Annotated in this window: 19 protein-coding genes; 13 read left to right on the forward strand and 6 right to left on the reverse strand. The window is 64.0% G+C overall.

Annotated elements, in window-relative coordinates; all coding sequences use genetic code 11:
• Nucleotide 1 precedes the first annotated feature (1 nt).
• A complete protein-coding gene (locus PVV74_RS07230; RefSeq protein ID WP_103762572.1) occupies nucleotides 2-700 on the reverse strand; it encodes an aspartate/glutamate racemase family protein in 699 nt (232 codons plus the stop codon).
• Between the two features lie 127 nt (nucleotides 701-827).
• On the opposite strand from PVV74_RS07230, the gene PVV74_RS07235 reads away from it, so the two are divergent.
• Nucleotides 828-1,511, forward strand: coding sequence for a GntR family transcriptional regulator (locus PVV74_RS07235; RefSeq protein ID WP_103762573.1), 684 nt, complete (start codon nucleotides 828-830; stop codon nucleotides 1,509-1,511).
• Between the two features lie 168 nt (nucleotides 1,512-1,679).
• Here the strand turns inward: PVV74_RS07235 and PVV74_RS07240 are convergent, their stop codons facing one another.
• The 3 genes from PVV74_RS07240 to PVV74_RS07250 all read right to left on the reverse strand — a co-directional run bounded on the left by PVV74_RS07240 (nucleotide 1,680) and on the right by PVV74_RS07250 (nucleotide 3,541).
• Entirely contained in the window at nucleotides 1,680-2,021 is a 342-nt protein-coding gene (locus PVV74_RS07240; protein ID WP_103762980.1) for a DUF2853 family protein, read from the reverse strand.
• Between the two features lie 217 nt (nucleotides 2,022-2,238).
• Nucleotides 2,239-3,012 carry a PRC-barrel domain-containing protein gene (locus PVV74_RS07245; protein WP_103762574.1) on the reverse strand — a complete coding sequence of 258 codons (774 nt, stop codon included), beginning with the start codon at nucleotides 3,010-3,012 and terminating at the stop codon, nucleotides 2,239-2,241.
• A gap of 214 nt (nucleotides 3,013-3,226) precedes the next feature.
• Complete coding sequence (locus tag PVV74_RS07250) at nucleotides 3,227-3,541, reverse strand: hypothetical protein (protein WP_146049989.1); 315 nt, start codon at nucleotides 3,539-3,541, stop codon at nucleotides 3,227-3,229.
• A gap of 294 nt (nucleotides 3,542-3,835) precedes the next feature.
• On the opposite strand from PVV74_RS07250, the gene PVV74_RS07255 reads away from it, so the two are divergent.
• Together PVV74_RS07255 and PVV74_RS07260 are read left to right on the forward strand one after the other, a co-directional pair.
• Nucleotides 3,836-4,402 carry a YfbR-like 5'-deoxynucleotidase gene (locus PVV74_RS07255; protein ID WP_103762576.1) on the forward strand — a complete coding sequence of 189 codons (567 nt, stop codon included), beginning with the start codon at nucleotides 3,836-3,838 and terminating at the stop codon, nucleotides 4,400-4,402.
• Nucleotides 4,399-4,890 (forward strand): GNAT family N-acetyltransferase, encoded by a 492-nt coding sequence (locus PVV74_RS07260; RefSeq protein ID WP_274592751.1) that lies wholly within the window; start codon nucleotides 4,399-4,401, stop codon nucleotides 4,888-4,890. Before PVV74_RS07255 ends, PVV74_RS07260 begins: the two co-directional genes overlap by 4 nt.
• On the opposite strand, the gene PVV74_RS07265 is transcribed toward PVV74_RS07260, so the two are convergent.
• Together PVV74_RS07265 and PVV74_RS07270 are read right to left on the reverse strand one after the other, a co-directional pair.
• Complete coding sequence (locus tag PVV74_RS07265) at nucleotides 4,879-5,427, reverse strand: ActR/PrrA/RegA family redox response regulator transcription factor (protein WP_103762577.1); 549 nt, start codon at nucleotides 5,425-5,427, stop codon at nucleotides 4,879-4,881. The two genes, PVV74_RS07260 and PVV74_RS07265, sit on opposite strands and share 12 nt — an antisense overlap.
• A 71-nt stretch (nucleotides 5,428-5,498) precedes the next feature.
• On the reverse strand, nucleotides 5,499-6,125 hold the full coding sequence (locus tag PVV74_RS07270) for an SCO family protein (protein ID WP_103762578.1): 627 nt from the start codon (nucleotides 6,123-6,125) through the stop codon (nucleotides 5,499-5,501).
• Nucleotides 6,126-6,213: 88 nt separating this feature from the next.
• Between PVV74_RS07270 and regB the strand changes: the two genes are divergently transcribed.
• From regB to PVV74_RS07320, 10 genes are all read left to right on the forward strand, one after another.
• Complete coding sequence (gene regB, locus PVV74_RS07275) at nucleotides 6,214-7,608, forward strand: sensor histidine kinase RegB (protein WP_274592752.1); 1,395 nt, start codon at nucleotides 6,214-6,216, stop codon at nucleotides 7,606-7,608.
• A gap of 71 nt (nucleotides 7,609-7,679) precedes the next feature.
• Nucleotides 7,680-9,140, forward strand: coding sequence for a PAS-domain containing protein (locus tag PVV74_RS07280; RefSeq protein WP_274592753.1), 1,461 nt, complete (start codon nucleotides 7,680-7,682; stop codon nucleotides 9,138-9,140).
• 47 nt (nucleotides 9,141-9,187) lie between these two features.
• A complete protein-coding gene (gene tsaE, locus PVV74_RS07285) occupies nucleotides 9,188-9,661 on the forward strand; it encodes a tRNA (adenosine(37)-N6)-threonylcarbamoyltransferase complex ATPase subunit type 1 TsaE (protein WP_274592754.1) in 474 nt (157 codons plus the stop codon).
• Nucleotides 9,658-10,686 (forward strand): aminoglycoside phosphotransferase family protein, encoded by a 1,029-nt coding sequence (locus tag PVV74_RS07290; protein ID WP_274592755.1) that lies wholly within the window; start codon nucleotides 9,658-9,660, stop codon nucleotides 10,684-10,686. Before tsaE ends, PVV74_RS07290 begins: the two co-directional genes overlap by 4 nt.
• A complete protein-coding gene (locus tag PVV74_RS07295) occupies nucleotides 10,662-11,354 on the forward strand; it encodes a nucleotidyltransferase family protein (protein ID WP_274592756.1) in 693 nt (230 codons plus the stop codon). Before PVV74_RS07290 ends, PVV74_RS07295 begins: the two co-directional genes overlap by 25 nt.
• Nucleotides 11,347-14,295: a double-strand break repair protein AddB gene (gene addB, locus PVV74_RS07300; RefSeq protein WP_274592957.1), complete on the forward strand. Its 2,949-nt coding sequence runs from the start codon at nucleotides 11,347-11,349 to the stop codon at nucleotides 14,293-14,295. Before PVV74_RS07295 ends, addB begins: the two co-directional genes overlap by 8 nt.
• Nucleotides 14,289-17,648, forward strand: coding sequence for a double-strand break repair helicase AddA (gene addA / locus PVV74_RS07305; protein ID WP_274592757.1), 3,360 nt, complete (start codon nucleotides 14,289-14,291; stop codon nucleotides 17,646-17,648). Before addB ends, addA begins: the two co-directional genes overlap by 7 nt.
• A gap of 58 nt (nucleotides 17,649-17,706) precedes the next feature.
• On the forward strand, nucleotides 17,707-18,027 hold the full coding sequence (trxA, locus tag PVV74_RS07310; RefSeq protein ID WP_057795333.1) for a thioredoxin: 321 nt from the start codon (nucleotides 17,707-17,709) through the stop codon (nucleotides 18,025-18,027).
• Nucleotides 18,028-18,362: 335 nt separating this feature from the next.
• Nucleotides 18,363-18,914 carry an ATP-dependent protease subunit HslV gene (hslV, locus tag PVV74_RS07315; RefSeq protein ID WP_057795335.1) on the forward strand — a complete coding sequence of 184 codons (552 nt, stop codon included), beginning with the start codon at nucleotides 18,363-18,365 and terminating at the stop codon, nucleotides 18,912-18,914.
• 70 nt (nucleotides 18,915-18,984) lie between these two features.
• Nucleotides 18,985-19,785: an alpha/beta fold hydrolase gene (locus PVV74_RS07320; protein ID WP_274592758.1), complete on the forward strand. Its 801-nt coding sequence runs from the start codon at nucleotides 18,985-18,987 to the stop codon at nucleotides 19,783-19,785.
• The last annotated feature ends 33 nt before the right edge of the window (nucleotides 19,786-19,818 follow it).

Below are 19,818 nucleotides of genomic sequence, written 5' to 3' on the forward strand. Positions count from 1 at the left end.
GTTATTTCGGGTTGGGTGTGGCGTAGGCTCCGATCTTGCTTGTTTTCAGCCCCGCGCCGACCAGCGCCTCGGCGAATTTCGTCGCCACCGAGACACCGTCGATCACCGGAATGCCTGTCTCCTCCGACAGCCATTCCACCAGATCGGACATACCGGCACAGCCCAGCACCACGGCCTCGCAGCGATCCTCCTCGATCGCGCGCAGGATCTCGTCGCGCACCAGAAGGCGGGCATTCGATCCGGGCTCTTCCAGTGCCAGCACGGGAATCGCCGCCGAGCGCACCTTGCGGCACTGGTGATCCAGCCCATAGCGCCGCACCAACTCCTCGATGATCGGGGCGGAACGGGGCAGCGTGGTGATCACGCTGAAAGACGTGGCGATCATGCTGGCGGCCTTCACCGCCGCCTCGCACAGCCCCACCACCGGGCCGGTCGCGATCTCGCGGCACGCCCCCAGGCCCGGGTCGTCGAAACAGGCCACGACGATGGCATCGGCATGTCCGGCTTCGGCGTCGCGGACCTGATCCAGAAGCTTGGGCATTGCCATCGCCTCGTCGTAATGGCCTTCGATACTGACCGGCGCGCCGATTCCGGTGCGCGCCTCGATTTCCACGCCCGGCGCGCAGACCGACCGCGCCGTCGCTGCGATCTTGTCTGTCATGCTGACCGTGGCGTTCGGGTTGATGACGGCGATTTTCATGTGCTCCTCCACTTGATCTGCACTTTAGATAACATAAATTGTTAACAATCTAAATAGATAATTTTTGCGGTCGAATTTTGTCGGGAATAATGGCACCTTTCGACACAGGCTGAATTGCGGTGATCCGATGTCCGAAAATCCAGAATTGATGATCGTCGAACATGTTTTGGACGCGGTCGCGGATCAGCGCCTTCAGGCGGGGACCAAGCTGGGGGAACAGGCGCTCTGCGATCTTTTTTCCTGCAATCGCGCGCATGTACGCCGTGCGCTGGCGACCCTTGCCGCGCATCAGGTGGTCGATCTGATCCCCAATCGCGGCGCTTTCGTCGCCACCCCGTCCGAAGCCGAGGCGCGCGACGTATTCCAGGCCCGGCGCGCGATCGAGGCCACGATCATCCGCAACGTCGTGCGCAATGCCAACGCCACCGACCTGACCGCGCTGCGCGCCCATCTGGAGGAAGAAGACCGCGTGCGCAGCGCCAACGACAGGTCCCGGGCGATTCGCGCCTCACGCGCCTTTCACATGTTGCTGGGCCGGATCGGCCGCAACGGCGTGCTGGAAAAATATCTGTCCGAACTGACCATGCGAACCTCACTGATCATCGGGCTATACGGATCCAATCGCGCCAGCCTGTGTGACGATGACGAGCATTCCAGGATCGTCGAAAGCATCGTCAACCGCGACGAGGCGACAGCGCAGTCCATGGTCGACATGCACCTGCGCCACATCGAATCCGAGATCGACTTCAACAAGGAACGCCCGCGCGGCGGTCCCCTGTCGGTCCTGATTCAACCGACGGTTCCCGAATAGAACGCCGGGGCTTTGATGCGGTGAAGATCCGCGCTCGGATAAAGCATTTCGGGCACGCAACGCGGGCGATCTGACAGCTGAAAACCTTGGCCGACCTCTTCAAAAAGTCGCCCTGAACGCAAGACGCCCACCACTGGGGGCGGGCGTTTCATTCGGGTCTTGCCGGTCTCAGCGATAGACCGCTTCTTTGCCGAAGTGCTTGGTCAGCATGTAGTAGATCACCGCTCGGTACTTGTTGCGCTCGGACTTGCCGTAGGTCTCGATGCACTGGTTGATCGCATCCATCAGTTGCGGCCCGTCGGACAGACCCAGCTTCTTGATCAGGAAGTTGTCCTTCACCGTCTCCAACTCGTGCTCTTGCCCCGCGGCCACGGTCGCGGCATCGGCATCGTAAATCGCCGGCCCGCAGCCGATCGTGACCTTGGTCAAAAGGTCCATGTCCGGGGTCATCCCGCATTTGGTTTTCAAATCGTCTGCGTATTTTGCAATCAATTCATCACGGCGTCCCATAAAGTCTTCTCCCACCTGTCCCGGCATTCCACCGGGGTGTGTTTTCAGTTCCGGCGCAAAAGCCTCGCGCAGGATAGCCACATACCGTTGCTCGACAAAGGGAATTCTCGCGGCTTTTCCACGGAGCGCACGAATGCGCCGGGGCGATGCCGGAAACGACAACGGGCGCCCCCGTCAAGGGGCGCCCGGCGTCCTGCGTAACGCTGCAGGGTACGATTTACATCGCGCTGTCGAGCGGCACGTCGTCTTCCAGACCTTCCACGCCGGTCTCGTCGAATTCAGGCTGTGCTTTCAGCTCTTCTTCGGTCCACGAGCTCAGCATCATGCCTTCGCCTTCGGGGGCCATCGAGAATTCTTCCAGCGGGATGGCGACGGTGTATTCGCCCAGCCCAAGGAAGCCACCGATGCCGATCACGGCAGCAAGGTCTTCACCCTGGCGCACGATGTAGTCGATCTCGCCCACATCTTCGCCGGCTTGCGTGGTCACGTTCTGGCCAAGGATGTCGCCGACCAGCATGCCGCTGAAGCTGCTGTCCATGCCACCCTCGGTGCTGGTGACGTCGTTGCCTTCTTCAGCATTCATCTCGGTGTCGGCAGCCATGTTGTCCGACGACTCGGTAGCTGCATCGGTCTCGGTGTCAGCAGCAACGTCGCTGTCCGTCATGTCGTCAGCGGCCTCATCGGTCGATTCCGCAACATCATCGGCTGCTTCTTCGGTCGCGTCGGCTGCGCCTTCGGCCATGTCCTCGGCACCCTCGGCTGCGTCTTCTGCGGTGTTTTCAACAGCTTGTGCTGTGTCTTCCGCCGCGTCTTCAACAGCATCGCCGGTCTGCTCGGCGCTCTGTTCAAGCTCTTCCGAGGTGTCCTGGCTCTCGACTTCGGCCGATTGCTCGGTCGTCAGCGTGCCTTCGGCATCCGCTTCGGATTGGGCGAACGTTGCGCCGGTCATCAGGGCGATGGCGGCAACAGAAGTTGTCAGTGTCTTATACATTGGATCTTCCTCCTTTGCGTTATGCCGCCTCAACCAAGCCCGCATCAGGATAGTTCCCGGCGGAATCGAAAATGCCGCCCGGCGGGGCGCAGGGCGGCGCTTTTTTGCCGAAAACGGAGTCTTTCCAGCGAGATGTGCCGGTTGCAGGGCTTTCGTACCCACGAGAAGACGAAGCCTTTGCACAAGGCTCGGAACGGTTCGACCGGAACCGGATTTAGCTGGCCGATCCCAGGATATGCGCGTCTGGCCCCTGCTGGTGCCAGTCGGTGCCGGTGGCCACGATGCATGTCATGCCGTCGGGCCTGGTCATCATCACGGTGAAGGTTCCGGTTTCGCGCGAGGACCACACCTCGACCAGCGCCTGGCTGTCATCCGTGGTCTGCAGGCCGGCGGCGGTGGGCTGTTCGTCGTAATGGACGGCGAGCCGCTCCACGACCGTCTCGCGCTCTGCACATTGCGCGGCGATGGCGGGCGTGCCGATGGCAAATGCGCCCAATGCTGCCCCGACCGCTGAGAGTTGCCTGATCATCTCAAGCTCCTTTTACAGGTCTATCAGGGGCACGCCGCAGCAGTTCGGACATACCCTGTCTATGGTCGCGATCACGTCGATGCGGGGCAGTTCTCGATTGTTTTTTGCCTCATAAGCCCGACATCGTTGGCAGCAGTGATGCGATGCGGCCAGTGTGCGGCGGAAATGTGGCAGGAATGTGGCACATCGGACGTGCCAGCAATGCTTTGCAATTCGGCCATCCGATGCATAAACCATGAACAAACCCTGTAGTAACGGAGCCCCCCCGTGCCACCTCCCCGTGCCTGGCAAAAGATGCTGTCCGGTCGTCGTCTCGACCTTCTGGACCCGACGCCCGTCGATATCGAGATCGAGGATATCGCCCATGGGCTCAGCTTCGTCGCGCGTTGGAACGGGCAGACAAACGGCGATTTTGCCTATTCGGTGGCCGAGCATTCGTTGCTGGTGGAAAGGCTCTATTCCCGCCTGAACCCGCGTCCGGACCCAAAATGGCAACTGGCCGCGCTGCTGCATGACGCACCGGAATACGTGATCGGTGACATGATCTCGCCCGTGAAAAATGCCGTTGGGCCGGCCTATGACGAACTCGACAAGCGACTGGCGGCGGCGGTGCATCTGCGGTTTGGCCTGCCCGCGGCGATCCCGATGCAGGTCAAGAAGACGATCAAGAAGGCCGACAAGATCAGCGCCTGGATGGAGGCCACGACAATCGCCGGCTTTTCAGAGGCCGAGGCGACCCGTTTCTTCGGCACGCCCCCGGCTGATATCATCGACGGTCTGCACATCGTGCTGCGCCCGCCGATGGAGGCCCGCGCCGATTACACCGCCCGCCATGCAGAGCTGATGCGCCTGACCGAATGATCCAAGTTCGTCAGGCCAATCCGCTCGACGCCCGCCAGATGGCGGAACTGCTGAACCGGATCATCGCCAAGGGCGGCACCACGGCCCGGACGACGTCCATCACTCCAAAAGAGATGCAGGCCGAAATGCTGCTCTATCCCGGCCTGAACGCATGGATCCTGGCCGAGGACGACGCGGCGCAGGTGCTGGGCTTTCAGCATATCGGCCCGCATCCCGACCTGCCGCCCGAGGCCGCCGATATCGCCACCTTCGTCCGGCTGGGCCAGACCGGCCTCGGCATCGGCTCGAAACTGTTCGAGGCCACCAAGCGGCGCGCCAGACGCATCGGATACAAATGGATCAACGCCACGATCCGCGCCGACAACGACAGTGGCCTGACCTATTATCAAAGCAAGGGGTTCGAGGATTGCAGGCGCCTGCCCGACACAGTGCTGGCCGACGGCACGACCGTCGACCGCATTTGCAAGCGGTATGACTTATCGCGGTGAGCGTTTCGCCAGGATCCGCTGCAAGGTCCGGCGGTGCATGTTCAGCCGCCGCGCCGTCTCGCTGACATTCCGGTCGCACAGCTCATAGACCCGCTGAATATGCTCCCAGCGCACGCGATCCGCGCTCATCGGGTTGTCCGGTGGCGGCGGCATTTCGTCGTCACTGGCCAACAAGGCGTTGGTGATGTCCGTCGCATCCGCCGGTTTCGACAGGTAATCCGTCGCCCCGATCTTGACTGCCGCGACGGCGGTGGCAATCGCGCCATAGCCGGTCAGCACCACGACCCGGCTGTCGGGACGCTTTTCGCGAATGGTTTCCACCACGTCGAGGCCATTGCCATCCTCCAGCCGCAGATCGCACACCGCGTAGGCCGGTGGGCGCGCCGTGGCAATCGCCTGTCCCGCTGCAACGGAGCCCGCCATCTCGACTTCGAAGCCTCGCTTCTCCATCGCCTTTGCAAGGCGTCTCAGAAAGGGTTCGTCGTCATCGACAAGCAGCAATGTCCTGTCGGCTCCGAGCTCCGCGTGTTCCGCCATTGTGCAAGTCTCCTCCCGCTCGCGACTTCAGATGTAGCGCGCCCCTGATCATGCGTCAAACTATCGCAGGGTCAACTGGCATCTAAGTAGCACTGGACACGGTCCGCCATAGCCTCGGCGGTGTCATCCCGCCGAAAAAACTCGACAAATCCGTGCTCGGGCAGGGTGAGATAAGTAAAGGTCGAGTGATCCACGAGGTAGTAATCCGGGTCGTCGCTATCCTGTTTGGACGAAAACGCGCGGTAGGCAGTGGTCGCCGTCTTCACCTGCTCCTCGCTTCCCGTCAGGCCAAGCAGATCGGGGTGAAAGGCGTCGGTGAACTCGCGCATCACGTCGACCGTGTCACGCTCGGGGTCGACGGTGATGAAAACCGGCTTCACGTCCTCGCCGCGCTCTTCCAGCATTTCCACGGCGGCCACGTTGCGTGCGTTGTCGATGGGGCAGACATCGGGGCAGAAGGTATAGCCGAAATAGATCAGTGCCGGCTTGTCGATCACGTCCTCTTCGGTCACCGTCTCACCGGTTTCACTGACCAGCGTGAAGGGCCCGCCGATGGCGCCGGCTCCACCGGCTACCGCACCGCCGCGACATTGGGCGAACTGGTCATCGCCTTCGCCGCCCCGTTGCGTGACGAAATAGGTCACACCCAGCAGCACGATAACGGCCACACCTGCAAGAATCGCGTAAACTCGTGTCATGATGCCTGTCACCTCGCTAGGATTATCCGCTTGCCTGTGGCACATCTAAAGCCACCCTTCGCCGAAGGAAAGAGAGACAAGATCACGCATGGCAAACACCCACGTGACCCCGCAGGAGTTCAGCTCGGGCCGGCAATCGGTTCCGCTGCGCACATTGGTGATGCTGCGCTGGTGGGCGGTGACCGGGCAATTGGCCGCGCTCCTGGTGGCGCAATACGTGCTGGGGCTCAGCCTCGCCTTCGGCCTGTGTTATTTCGTCGTCGGCCTGTCGATCATCTCCAACGTCACGGCCTATTTCATCTTTCCCGAAAACAAGCGCCTCAGCCAGCGCGAGACGCTGCTGGTGGTCCTGTTCGACATGCTGCAACTCAGCGCGCTGCTCTACCTGACGGGCGGGCTGCACAATCCGTTCTCTATCCTGATCGTGGGGCCGGTGACCGTGTCGGCCTCGGCGCTGACGGCCGGGTCGACGATCTTCCTCGGCGGCGCGGCGATCCTCATCACGTCGCTGCTGACGCGGTTCTACATGCCCTTGACCACGCAAACGGGCGAACGGCTGTTCATTCCCGACCTGTTCCTTTTCGGGAACTGGATCGCGATCCTGATCGCGGTGGTGTTCCTGGGTGTCTATTCCCGCCGGATCGTCTCGGAAATGTACGCGATGTCCGAGGCGTTGCAGGCGACACAAATGGCGCTGGCCCGCGAACAGAAGCTGACCGACCTGGGCGGCGTGGTGGCTGCGGCGGCGCATGAGTTGGGCACGCCCCTGGCGACGATCAAGCTGACCAGCGCGGAACTGGCCGAGGAACTGGACGACCATCCCGACCTGCGCGACGACGCGCTCCTGATCCGTGAACAGGCCGACCGCTGCCGCGACATCCTGCGGTCCATGGGGCGCGCGGGCAAGGACGACCTGCACCTGCGCCGCGCGCCGCTTTCGGCCGTGCTGGAAGAGGCCGCCGAGCCGCATCTCGACCGGGGCAAGGACATCCGCTTCGAGATCGTCGCCGACATCGCCCATGCCGGGCCGCAGCCCACCATCCTGCGCCGGCCCGAGGTCATCCACGGCTTGCGCAATCTCATCCAGAATGCGGTCGATTTTAGCAGGAACAGTGTCTGGATCGACAGTGAGTGGAACGATTCAGCCATCACCGTGCGGATCATGGATGACGGCCGCGGCTATCCGCAGCAATTCCTTGGCCGCATCGGGGAGCCATTCATGCGTCGCCGTTTCACGCGCCCCGATCCACTGCGCCCGGGATACGAGGGGATGGGGCTGGGGCTGTTTATCGCCAAGACGCTGCTGGAGCGCTCCGGCGCCGATCTGGTCTTTGCCAATGGCAGCGACTCGTTTCGCAAGCGCGAAGGCTTTTCCGACCGCACCGGCGCCTTTGTCGAGGTGTCCTGGCCACGCGCAAGGCTGGAGGAAGACACCCGCCAGGGACGGCAATCATTGGGTGACAACCAGCTGATCGAGACCTGACGCGCGGCTTCGTTAACGACACATTAACCTTGGGGGCTCATGCTGGCGCTAACTGGATCAGGATACGTTGCATGGCCGGCCTCTCGCCTTTCTCGCTTGCACTGGCACTCGCAGTGTCCGCGGTGGTCTCGCTGCTGGTCTTGTGGGTGCTGGGCCGGTCGTGGCAGCCGGCCACGTCCCGTGATGCCGACAAAGACGTGCGGTCCATCAGCTTTCTTTTTCATGACGACACCCTGACATCGCAGGATACCGGACCCGTTACGCTGCCGGGCCCGGGCTGGGGCGAGATTGATCACTGGTCGGACCTGCGGCACTGGCTGGACAACCGCTTTGGCCCGCTTCCCGGCTCCCTGAGCGAGCTGGAAAACGGCGAAATCCGCGACCTGCAAGCGACGACGCGCGGCGATCATGCGTCATTGACCCTCTCGCGGCATGACGGTGCCGAGCGGGTCGAGGTAAACGAGCCCGCCACGCTCCCGCCACCGGGCGCCGCCTTCGACAAGGTGCAGACGGTGTTCGATCATGCACCCTGTGCCGTGCGCATGCTGGGCGGCGACGGCAAAACGATCTGGCAGAATGCCGCTTTCGCCGATTATCCCGACGCGGCGGCAGAGCAGCTCGTCGCGGCTGCCACCGGGGCAAGTGGCCCGACGCGGGTCCACCTTGACGCGCAGGACCGTGTCTTTGAGGTCGAGCATGTGACGGCGTGCGATATCCGCGCCGTGTTCGCCACCGACATCACCCGGGTCACCAATGCCGAAACCGTGCGCCGCGAGTTTATCCAGACCCTGACCAAGATCTTCGCGAACCTGACAACCGGCCTTGCCGTCTTTGACCGGAACCGCCAGCTGGCGCTTTTCAACCCCGCGCTGCTGGACCTGACCGGGCTGCCAGCCCCTTTCCTGTCGTCGCAGCCCCCGCTGATGCAATTCTTCGACAGCCTGCGCGACAACCGCGTGCTTCCGAAACCCAAAAACTATGACACGTGGCGAAAACAGATCGAGGATATGATCAGCACCGCCGCCGGGGGCCTCTACCTCGAGGACTGGCACCTGCCCAACAGCGTGACGTACCGCGTCACCGGGCGGCCGCACCCGGACGGCGCCATCGCATTCCTGTTCGAGGATATCACCGACAACGTGTCGTTGGCGCGGCACTTTCACAGCCAGATCGCCCTGCGAGAGGCCGTGCTGGACGCCAGCGATCAGGCCAAGGTGGTCTTTGGCCCGGACAACATCGTGACCCTGTGCAACCTGGCCTGCCGGAAAATGCTCGGGGTCGATCCCGACGCGTCCTTCGCGGACATGACATTGCAGGATTTCCTGTCGGTCAGCCGACAGGCCCTGCCGGGCGCGTTCTGGGAACGGGTCGAACAGGCGGTGCTGGATCGCGCCACGCTCTCGGACTCCGTCACCGCGCCGGATGGAACGCCTGTGTCCTGTCAAGTCGGGCACCTGCCGGGGAATTCATCGATCATCACCCTGATGGCCAAGGGCAATGTGCCCGGCCCGGTGGCAAAAGCTGGACGTTGACGCGCGCTTTGTATTGCAGGTCAGACCCGGCGGTGTAGTGTCGTGCCATGCCCGCCCGCAGCCTGCACCTCACCCTTCCCGGCCCCGACGCCACCTCCACTCTGGCCCGGCGCATCGGGGCCGTCCTTCGGCCCGGCGACGTGCTGTTGCTCGACGGTCCGGTCGGCGCCGGAAAGACGCATTTCGCGCGCAGCCTGATCCAGTCTCTTCTGCCCGAACCCGAGGATGTGCCATCGCCCACCTTCACCCTCGTGCAGACTTATGACGGGGGCGTGTTCGAAATCTGGCATACCGATCTTTACCGTCTGTCCTCACCCGGCGAAGTGATCGAGCTTGGACTGCTGGAGGCCTTCGAGGACAGCGTCACGCTGATCGAATGGCCCGACCGGCTTGGCGATCTTGCACCGGACCACGCGCTCTCGCTCGATTTCGCGCCGCATGACGACCCCGATCAGCGGGTTCTTGACATCACCTGGCGCGATCCGCGATGGGATGACCGGGCAGGGGAGTTTTCCACATGAGCGACCGCGACACACAGATCGGCGCCTTCATCGAGCGGGCAGGCTGGGGCGATGCGGTGGTCTCGTTTCTCGCGGGCGACGCCTCGAACCGGCGCTACCTGCGCCTGATCCGCCCGTCGAACGCGGAACGTGCCGTGCTGATGGATGCCCCCCCGGAAAAGGGCGAGGATGTGCGCCCCTTTGTCCGCATCGCTGACTACCTGGCAAGCATCAGCCTGAGCGCGCCGCGCATTCTCGACCGCGACGAAGACGCCGGGTTCCTTTTGCTCGAGGACCTTGGCGATGCGCTGTTCGCCAGCATCATCCCGCGGAATCCGGACCTTGAAAACAGTCTCTATTCCACCGCGACGGACGTGCTTGTGCATCTGCACGCCCAGACCCCACCCGCCGGTCTCGCCACCTATGACGCGACGACCGCCAGCGCCCTATCGTCCCTTATCTTCGACTGGTACATCCCCGGCGCAACGGACGATGCCGACACCTCCGCACGATCCGACGTCGAGCGTTGCCTGCACGACCTGCTGGCCGAACATGCCGGCACTTGCGACGTCCTGATTCAACGCGACTACCACGCCCAAAACCTGCTGTGGCTGCCCGACCGCAAAAGCATCGCCCGCGTCGGGCTGCTCGACTTTCAGGATGCGATGCTGGGCCACCGCGCCTATGACCTCGTCTCGCTGTTGCAGGATGCCCGCCGCGACGTTCCGCCCGAATTGGAGCAGCGGATGCGCGACCGCTACGCGCTGCAGACCGGCCAGAACCCGGACGCGTTCGCGACCGCCTATGCCGTGCTTGGCGCCCAGCGCAACCTGCGCATCCTCGGCGTCTTTGCCCGGCTTTGCATCCGCGACGGCAAGGCGCATTACATCGACCTGATCCCCCGGGTCTGGGGCCTTTTGAAGCGCGACCTTGCGCATCCCGCGCTTGCCCCGCTACAGGCCATGCTGGCCGACCGACTGCCGGCGCCTGATCCTTCTCTCCTTGAAAAGCTGAAATCAAAATGCGCGACGCCCCTGACGCAGTGATGCTTTTTGCCGCCGGATTCGGCACGAGGATGGGCGCGCTGACCGCGTCCCGGCCCAAACCGCTTGTCGAGGTGGCGGGCAAGCCGCTCATCGACCACGCACTCGATCTCGTGGGAGCATACGGGCCTGCGCGCACCGTGGTGAACACGCACTACCTGCCGGGCCAGATCGCGGCCCACCTTGCCGGGAGGAATATCCGGATCTCGGACGAACAGCCCGACATCCTTGAAACCGGCGGCGGCCTGCGAAAGGCGCTGCCGCTGCTTGGTGACACCCCGGTCTTTACCATGAACACCGATTCCGTCTGGTCCGGCCCCAACCCGCTGGCGCAGCTTGCCGCCACGTGGAACCCGGCACAGATGGACGCGCTTTTGCTGTGTATCCCGCGCGAAGACGCCATTGGCCATGCAGGCCCGGGCGACTTCGTGATCGAAACCGATGGCCGCGCCAGCCGTGGCCCGGGCGTCGTCTACACTGGCCTGCAGATCCTCAAGACCGACGGTCTTTCCACGATTGCCGAACCTGCCTTTTCCCTCAATGTCCTTTGGAACCGGATGCTGCGGGAGGGCCGCCTTCATGCCGTGACCTATCCCGGCAAATGGTGCGACGTCGGTACGCCCGAAGGTATCAAGCTGGCCGAGGCCATGCTGCACAATGCCCATGTTTGAGCCGCTCGACACCCCGCGCGTCTTCGGCATGCCGCTTGGCGCGGACTTTCCCCGGGAGCTGGTGCGCGGCCTTCTGGCCGCCTATGACGGCCAGCCGCCCGAGGCGCTGGCGCGGGTGCATCTGATCGTCAACACCCGCCGCATGGCCCGGCGCATCCGGGCGCTGTTCGATCAGGGTCCGGCGCTGCTTCTACCGCGGATCAGCCTTGTCACCGATTTCGGCGAAACCCTGGGACTTGCCCATATCCCCGAGCCGATGCCGCCCCTGCGTCGGCGGCTGGAACTGATCACCGTGGTGTCCGCCCTGCTGGAACAGGAGCCCGATCTTGCGCCACGCGCCGCGCTGTACGATCTGTCGGACAGCCTGGCCCGGCTGATGGACGAAATGCATGGCGAAGGCGTCGTGCCGGAGGACATCACCGCCATAGATACCGGCGATCAATCCGGTCACTGGGCGCGGATCAAGACGTTTCTGGGCATACTCAGTCCCTATTTCGAGGCCAGCGGCGACTCGCCCGATGTCGAAACGCGCCAGCGCCTCGTCATCGAGACCTATGCGCGGCTCTGGCAGGACCAACCGCCCGATCACCCGATCATCCTGGCGGGCTCCACCGGGTCCCGCGGCGCGACCCGGCTGTTGATGAAGACGGTCGCGCAACTGCCCCAAGGTGCCGTCGTGCTGCCGGGGTTCGATGTCGACCAGCCCGATCATGTCTGGGCACGACTGGACGATCCCCGCAACAGCGAGGATCACCCGCAGTTCCGGTTCGCACAGCTTCTGTCCGATCTGGACACCACGCCGTCTATTATCCGTCCCTGGCCCGGAACAGCGCCTGTTTCACCCGAGCGCAACCGCCTGATGTCTCTTGCCTTGCGGCCCGCGCCGGTGACCGACGAATGGCTGTCGCACGGGCCCTCGCTTGCAGGCGATATCGGTCCCGCCACCGAAGGGATCACCCTGCTGTCGGCCCCCTCGGCCCGGATGGAGGCGCTCTGCATCGCCATGCGCCTGCGCGAAGCGGTCGAACACGGACAGACCGCGGCGCTGATCACCCCCGACCGGACCCTGACGCGCCGTGTCGCGTCGGCGCTGGACCGTTGGGGCATACGGCCCGATGACAGCGCGGGCGTGCCGCTGCACCATTCCGCGCCGGGCCGGTTCCTGCGCCACGTGGCCGAGATGCTGAACGCGCCGCTGGATGCCGCGCAACTGCTGACGCTGTTGAAACACCCGCTGACCAACGCGGGCGACGCGCGCGGCATGCACCTGCGGCTGACGCGAGAGCTGGAACTGTACCTGCGCCGCGATGGACCGCCAGAGCCGGATCTGGAAACGCTCGACGCCTTTGCAGCCGGGTCCGACGATCCCTATCTTGACACCTGGCTTAGTTGGCTGCGCGCCTGCTTTTTCGGCAACGCCGCGCCAGAGGCGCGACCGCTGACCGCCATCGTGGACAGTCATATCACCCTGGCCGAGGCGATTTCTCGCGGGCCCGATGCGAACGCGCCGTTGCATCTGTGGGACGAGGACGCCGGCATCGAGGCCGAGAAATGCGTCTCTAACCTTGCGGAAAACGCGCAGTATGCACAGGCGATGCAGGCGATCGACTATATCAACCTGTTTCACGCCGTCCTCTCGCGAGAGGTGGTCCGCAACCAGACCGGCACCGATCCGCGCGTCCTGATCTGGGGTACGCTGGAAGCGCGGGTGCAGGGTGCCGACCTGATGATCCTTGCCGGGCTGAACGAGGGAACATGGCCCGAGATCCCGCCGCGCGACCCGTGGCTGAACCGCGACATGCGGTGCCAGGCCGGCCTGTTGCTGCCCGAGCGGAATATCGGCCTGTCGGCCCATGATTTCCAGCAGGCCGCGACCGCCACGCCCGAGGTCTGGATCACGCGCTCGGTCCGGTCGGACGACGCCCAGACCGTGCCGTCGCGCTGGCTGAATCGCCTGACCAACCTGCTGAAAGGATTGCCGGAAGAGGGCGGAACCGACGCATTGGCGGCCATGACCTCGCGGGGCAACGACGCGCTGGCCCGCGCCGAAGCGCTCGAGGCCGTGACGCCCACCCCCTCGGCCCGCCGCCCTGCGCCGATTCCGCCGGTCCACACGCGGCCCAAAGAGCTTTCGGTGACACGGATCGAAAAGTTGATCCGTGATCCCTACGCGATCTATGCCGACAAGATCCTGCGCCTGCGCCCGCTCGATCCGCTGATGAAACTGCCCGATGCCCGCTTGCGCGGCGAGGTGCTGCACGATGTGCTGGAGCATGTCATCAAGGCCACGCTGGACGATCCCGACAGCCTGACACCTGCCTACCTGACACAGGAAACCGTCTCTGTTCTCGCCAAAAGCGTGCCTTGGGGCGAGGCGCGGGCACTTTGGCTTGCCCGCATCGCGCGTATCGCCGACTGGTTCATCGAGACCGAGGCGGACCGCCGCGCACTGGCCCGGCCCACCGCGTTCGAGCAGATGGCGCGCGCGCAGGTCGAGCCGCTCGATTTCACCCTGACGGCCAAGGCAGACCGGATCGACATCGACACGGGCGGGCGGCTGCACATCTACGATTACAAGACCGGCGCGCCCCCCTCGCCCAAGTCGCAGAAGGCGTTCGAAAAGCAGCTTTTGCTCGAGGCCGCGCTGGCCGAACGCGCCGGGTTCGGGGAGCTGTCGCCCAGCCCTGTCGAAAGGGCGGTGTTCATCGGCCTCACCGGAGAGCCCAAACAGGTGCCCGCCCCGCTGGAAGAGGCCCCGACCGGCCAGACATGGGCGGAACTCAAGGACCTGATCACCCGCTACATGGACCCGGGTCAGGGATACCTGTCGCGCCGAGCGATGAAGACCAAGGACATGCCGGGTGACTACGATCAGCTGGCCCGCTTCGGCGAATGGGACATCACCGACGAGGCCGATCCGGAAAAGGTGGGCAAATGGTAGACGACGCCACCCAGCGCCAGATCGACGCCGCCCGCCCCGACCGCTCGACATGGCTGTCAGCCAATGCCGGATCGGGCAAGACCAAGGTCCTGACGGATCGGGTTGCACGGCTTCTTTTGGCTGGAACAGACCCGCAGAATATCCTTTGCCTGACCTACACCAAGGCCGCGGCGTCAGAGATGCAGAACCGCTTGTTCGACCGTTTGGGCGAATGGGCGATGCTACCCGATGACATTCTGGAAACACGCCTGACCGACCTGGGCATCGACGGCCCGATCACTCCCGAGCGCCTGCGCGAGGCGCGCCGCCTGTTCGCGGTGGCGATCGAAACGCCCGGCGGGCTGAAGATCCAGACGATCCACTCGTTCTGCTCCGCTCTCCTGCGGCGTTTCCCGCTCGAGGCCGGGGTCAGCCCGCAATTCACCGAGATGGAAGACCGCGCCGCCGCCCTCCTGCGCGCCGAAGTGGTCGAGAAAATCGCCAACGGCCCTGATGCGCAGGCGCTTTATGACCTTGCCGAGCACTACACCGGCGAGGACCTCGAAAGCCTGACGCAGGAGATCGTCGGCAAGCGGGATCGTCTGTCCAACCCGGTCAGTGAGGCCGATCTCTCGGCGCTCTTCGGGCTGAGGCCGGAGGAGTCTGCGCAGTCGCTCGTTACCTCTGTCTTCCTCGGGGGCGAAGCCCAGTTGATGGCCGACCTCCTGCCGATCCTGACCGCAGGCAGCACCAATGATGCGAAGGCGGCGGTCAAGCTGACGATGGCCGACATTCCCTCGCTTCAGGCGCTGCCGATCCTCGAGGATGTCTTTCTGACCGGCAGTAGTGCAAAATCGCCATTCTCGGCCAAGATAGGGTCTTTTCCAACCAAGGCCCTGCGCGAGGCAAACCCAGGCCTGACCGATGCGCTGAATGCCCTGATGGTCCGGGTCGAAGAAGCCCGCGACACGCGCCTTGCCCTTCAGGCGCGGGAGACAGCGCGGATTCTGCACCGTTTCACGGGCATTTTCCTGCCCGCCTATGCCGCCGCCAAGGAGGCCCGCGGCATGCTGGATTTCGACGACCTGATCCTGCGCAGCCGTGACCTTCTGGACGATCCCAAGGTCGCCGACTGGGTCCTGTTCAAGCTGGACGGTGGCATTGACCATATCCTGGTCGACGAGGCGCAGGATACCAGCCCGGTGCAATGGACCCTGATCGAACGCCTGTCGCAGGAATTCACCAGCGGCACCGGCGCCCGCGCCGACCGGCAGCGGACGATCTTTGTCGTGGGCGACAAGAAACAGTCGATCTATTCGTTCCAGGGCGCCGATCCCGAAGGGTTCGACCGCATGAAGGAGGATTTCCGCACCAAGCTGGAGGTGACCGACGCGCCGCTGCAGGACATGGAGATGGAGTTTTCCTTCCGTTCCGCGCAGACCATCCTGTCACTGGTCGACGAAACTTTTCGCGGGCTCGATACCAGCGGCTTTACCCAGCGCGAAAAGCACAAGGCGTTCCATGATGCGATGCCGGGTCGTGTCGACCTCTGGCCGCCGATCGAGAAGGAAGACGCCGAAGAGCCGCCGGAGTGGTACGACCCCGTCGATATCAAGGCCCCGGGCGACCCGGCCACCCGGCTTGCCGCGCAGATCGCACGCAATATCAAGGAGATGCTGGGCACGCCCTTGCCATCCAAGGAAGGAAACGCCGCGCGGGCCATCACCGAGGGCGATATCCTGATCCTCGTGCAGCGCCGCTCCGGCCTCTTTCACGAGATCATCCGCGCCTGCAAATCCGAGGGGCTGAACGTCGCCGGGGCCGACCGCCTGCGCGTCGGCGCGGAACTGGCGGTGCGCGATGTCGCGGCGCTCTTGTCGTTTCTTGCGACGCCCGAGGACAGCCTGTCGCTCGCCACTGCCCTGCGCTCGCCGCTATTCGGGTGGAGCGAGGCACAGCTTTTCGACCTCGCCCATGACCGCCCGCACCGATATCTCTGGCAAACCCTGCGCGAGCGCGCGGCGGAGTATCCCGAAACGCTTGCCGTGGTGAACGACTTGCGCCGCGCCGCCGATTACCTGCGCCCCTATGACATGATCGAGCGAATCCTGACGCGGCACCAGGGGCGCGCCCGCCTTTTGTCACGGTTGGGGCCCGAGGCCGAGGACGGCATCGACGCGCTTTTGTCGCAGGCGATGGCCTATGAACGCAATGCGATCGACAGCCTGACGGGTTTCCTGGTCTGGATGGAAACCGACGACCTGGAAATCAAGCGCCAACTGGACAATGCGGGCAACCGCATTCGCGTCATGACCGCGCACGCGGCCAAGGGGCTGGAATCGGCCATCGTGATCCTGCCTGACAGTGCCAAGCGCGATCTGCGCGTCGACGCCAAGCTGATCGGGGCAGGGGACACCGCACTGTGGCGGCCGCGCAGCGATGATCTGCCCACGGCCCTTCAGGCCATCGACACCGCCGAGCGCGATGCCCAATGGGCCGAGCGCGACCGCCTGCTTTATGTCGCCATGACCCGGGCCGAGCAATGGCTGATCGTCGCCGCGGCGGGTGATCTCGATAAGGAAGGGCGCGACTGGTACAGCAAGGTGCGGGGCGGAATGCTGCGATCCGACGCCGTCGAGCACGTGTTCGACGGCGGGCAGGGCTTGCGGCTGGAATCCGGGAATTGGGCCGGAACAGAGCCTGTATCGGCCCCGGTCGATCCCACGATCACGCCGTCCCTTCCCGCGTTCTTTCAGGATCACGCCAAGCCCGCGATGCGCGCTACTGAGACGCTTGCGCCGTCTGATCTTGGCGGCGACAAGGCCTTGCCGGGCGAGGCAGGGCTGGACGAGGACGCCGCCAAGCGCCGCGGCCGGCAAGTGCACCGCCTTTTGGAAATGCTGCCTCAGCGCGACCAGACCGACTGGGCCGGAACCGCCGAGTCTCTGCTCGCCCACGGACCGGACGCCGCAACGGGGCAGGAGCTTGCCTTGCTCCTTGCCGAGGCCGAACACGTCCTTGCGCAAGAGCCCCTGCGCTTTCTTTTTTCACCGCAGGCGCTGGCAGAGGTGCCAGTTTCCGCCAATCTCGATGCGCTGGGTGGCCGCCGGATTCACGGCGCGATCGATCGCCTGATCGTCACCCCCGAAAAAATCCTTGCCGTGGATTTCAAGACCAACGCCGTGGTCCCCAACGCGCCCGCTGACGTGCCCTCGGGACTTCTGCGGCAGATGGGCGCCTATGCTCATGCCCTGCAACAGATTTATCCCGGCCGCAGCATCGAGACCGCGCTGCTCTGGACCCGCACGGCGACCCTCATGCCCCTGCCACACGATCTTGTGACGCAGGCCCTGGCCGACACCCATATAGCTTGACGCTCCCTATCGCTCTACATAGGTTCGCTGTCGAACCTGAGCTCAAGGAGAAACCGAGATGGCCACCGTTGCCGTAACCGACGACACGTTCGATAGCGAAGTGAAGAACTCCGACATTCCCGTCGTGGTGGATTTCTGGGCCGAATGGTGCGGCCCCTGCAAACAGATCGGCCCGGCGCTGGAAGAGCTGTCCTCCGAGATGGACGGCAAGGTCAAGATCGCCAAGGTGAACGTGGACGAAAACCCCAACTCGCCCTCGCAGCTGGGCGTGCGCGGCATTCCGGCGCTGTTCATCTTCAAGAACGGCGAAGTGGTGTCGACCAAGACCGGCGCCGCGCCCAAGGCCGCGCTGCAAGGCTGGATCGAAGAGTCGATCTGAAGCTAATCGGATAAAACAGTCAAAGGGTCGCCCACTGGGCGGCCTTTTTTCGTTTAAGCACCATGCGCGGAACCAAGGCGCGGCCCTGCCGCGCCGCCGCGTATCGTCATGCGAGTAGCATGCCTTCGGCATGACGCCGCCCCCACGGCACGGCGATTGGGCTGGGCATGGCGCTCCGACCTAAACTTTCACGGACTTGGCTGAAATAAAACACCCAGGAACAACGGTAGATCGCCGCACCGCGGCCCGCCAATGCGCGGCTCCATTTGCCCACCCGGGTTGCCACTCCGCCCCGCGCCTTCCATATAGGTCCAAAGATCAAAGGAGCCCCGACCATGAGCGATTTCCCCGGCTGGCACGGCACAACCATCATCGGCGTCCGCAAGGGCGGGCAGGTCGTCGTCGCGGGCGACGGGCAGGTCAGCCTTGGCGATACCGTCATCAAGGGCACCGCCCGCAAGGTCCGCCGCATCAGCCCTGGTGGCTATGACGTGGTCGCCGGTTTCGCCGGCTCCACCGCCGACGCCTTCACCCTGCTGGAACGGCTGGAATCAAAACTCGAAGCGACCCCCGGCCAACTGCAACGTGCCTCCGTCGAACTGGCCAAGGACTGGCGCACCGACAAGTACCTGCAAAAGCTCGAGGCGATGCTGATCGTCACCGACGGCTCACAGCTTTACGTGATCACCGGCGCGGGCGACGTGCTGGAACCCGAACATGACGTGGCCGCCATCGGCTCGGGCGGGAACTACGCGCTGGCCGCCGCGCGCGGCATGATCGACAGCGACAGGTCCGCCGAACAGATTGCGCGGGATGCCATGGCCATCGCGTCGGACATCTGCGTCTACACCAACGGCAACCTGACCGTGGAATCCATTAGCGCCTGAGGACAAGGCGGAACATCACTGCCGCCCACCTCGTTCTCCTGACTGAAGTGCATCGCACGAGGAGGACTCCATGAGCTTGCATATCGAAGACACCGGCGGCAACGGTCAGCCGGTCATCCTGATCCACGGCTGGCCCCTGTCGGCAGAGGCATGGGAATACCAGGTTCCGGCGCTCAACCAGGCCGGCCACCGTGTCATTGCCTATGACCGTCGCGGCTTTGGGCGCTCGACCGCGCCCGACGACAATTACGATTACGACACGCTCGCCGCCGATCTCGAAGAGATAATAAAGGAAAAGAACCTGAACGACGTCACGCTCGTCGGCTTTTCCATGGGCGGCGGCGAGGTGGCCCGCTTCATCGGCAACCACGGCGAGGCACGGCTCAAAAGGGTGGTCTTCGCCGCTGCCGTTCCGCCCTGTCTGATGCAATCGGACGATAACCCCGACGGCCCCCTGACCAAGGACGCCGCGCAGGAGTTCGAAGACAACCTGAAGGCAGATCGCGACGCGTTCTTTGAGGGATTCACCAAGGATTTCTTTTCGGCTGATGGCGACCTGAAGGTGACGGAGGAACAGCGGCAACAGGCACTTGACCTGTGCAAGCAGTCCACGCCGGAGGCCGCGCTTGGCTGCATGAAGGCTTGGGCCACGACCGATTTTCGCGATGATCTGGAGAAGATCACCGTGCCCACGCTGGTCCTGCACGGCACCGCCGACGGCATCGTGCCGATCGAAGGCTCCGGCCACCGCACCCACAAGATGGTTGCCCACAGCAGCCTGTGCGAGATCGAGGGCGCGCCGCATGGCTGCAACACGAGCCACGTGCAGGACTTCAACGCCGGGCTTCTGGATTTCCTCGGCAAGCACTGACCTGCCGAGCAGAGCCTTTCCACGTCAGAATGC

Source organism: Roseovarius sp. SK2 (assembly GCF_028807495.1).
GTDB lineage: Bacteria > Pseudomonadota > Alphaproteobacteria > Rhodobacterales > Rhodobacteraceae > Roseovarius > Roseovarius confluentis.

Bases quoted from the DNA above. Each gene is read 5' to 3' on its own strand.
- PVV74_RS07290 (WP_274592755.1), top strand. From the start codon at position 9,658: ATGAGCGACCGCGACACACAGATCGGCGCCTTCATCGAGCGGGCAGGC.
- PVV74_RS07240 (WP_103762980.1), bottom strand. From the start codon at position 2,021: ATGGGACGCCGTGATGAATTGATTGCAAAATACGCAGACGATTTGAAA.
- trxA (WP_057795333.1), top strand. From the start codon at position 17,707: ATGGCCACCGTTGCCGTAACCGACGACACGTTCGATAGCGAAGTGAAG.
- addA (WP_274592757.1), top strand. From the start codon at position 14,289: ATGGTAGACGACGCCACCCAGCGCCAGATCGACGCCGCCCGCCCCGAC.
- PVV74_RS07320 (WP_274592758.1), top strand. From the start codon at position 18,985: ATGAGCTTGCATATCGAAGACACCGGCGGCAACGGTCAGCCGGTCATC.
- PVV74_RS07245 (WP_103762574.1), bottom strand. From the start codon at position 3,012: ATGTATAAGACACTGACAACTTCTGTTGCCGCCATCGCCCTGATGACC.
- PVV74_RS07250 (WP_146049989.1), bottom strand. From the start codon at position 3,541: ATGATCAGGCAACTCTCAGCGGTCGGGGCAGCATTGGGCGCATTTGCC.
- tsaE (WP_274592754.1), top strand. From the start codon at position 9,188: ATGCCCGCCCGCAGCCTGCACCTCACCCTTCCCGGCCCCGACGCCACC.
- PVV74_RS07270 (WP_103762578.1), bottom strand. From the start codon at position 6,125: ATGACACGAGTTTACGCGATTCTTGCAGGTGTGGCCGTTATCGTGCTG.
- PVV74_RS07265 (WP_103762577.1), bottom strand. From the start codon at position 5,427: ATGGCGGAACACGCGGAGCTCGGAGCCGACAGGACATTGCTGCTTGTC.
- addB (WP_274592957.1), top strand. From the start codon at position 11,347: ATGTTTGAGCCGCTCGACACCCCGCGCGTCTTCGGCATGCCGCTTGGC.
- PVV74_RS07230 (WP_103762572.1), bottom strand. From the start codon at position 700: ATGAAAATCGCCGTCATCAACCCGAACGCCACGGTCAGCATGACAGAC.
- hslV (WP_057795335.1), top strand. From the start codon at position 18,363: ATGAGCGATTTCCCCGGCTGGCACGGCACAACCATCATCGGCGTCCGC.
- PVV74_RS07260 (WP_274592751.1), top strand. From the start codon at position 4,399: ATGATCCAAGTTCGTCAGGCCAATCCGCTCGACGCCCGCCAGATGGCG.
- PVV74_RS07295 (WP_274592756.1), top strand. From the start codon at position 10,662: ATGCGCGACGCCCCTGACGCAGTGATGCTTTTTGCCGCCGGATTCGGC.
- PVV74_RS07280 (WP_274592753.1), top strand. From the start codon at position 7,680: ATGGCCGGCCTCTCGCCTTTCTCGCTTGCACTGGCACTCGCAGTGTCC.
- regB (WP_274592752.1), top strand. From the start codon at position 6,214: ATGGCAAACACCCACGTGACCCCGCAGGAGTTCAGCTCGGGCCGGCAA.
- PVV74_RS07235 (WP_103762573.1), top strand. From the start codon at position 828: ATGTCCGAAAATCCAGAATTGATGATCGTCGAACATGTTTTGGACGCG.
- PVV74_RS07255 (WP_103762576.1), top strand. From the start codon at position 3,836: ATGCTGTCCGGTCGTCGTCTCGACCTTCTGGACCCGACGCCCGTCGAT.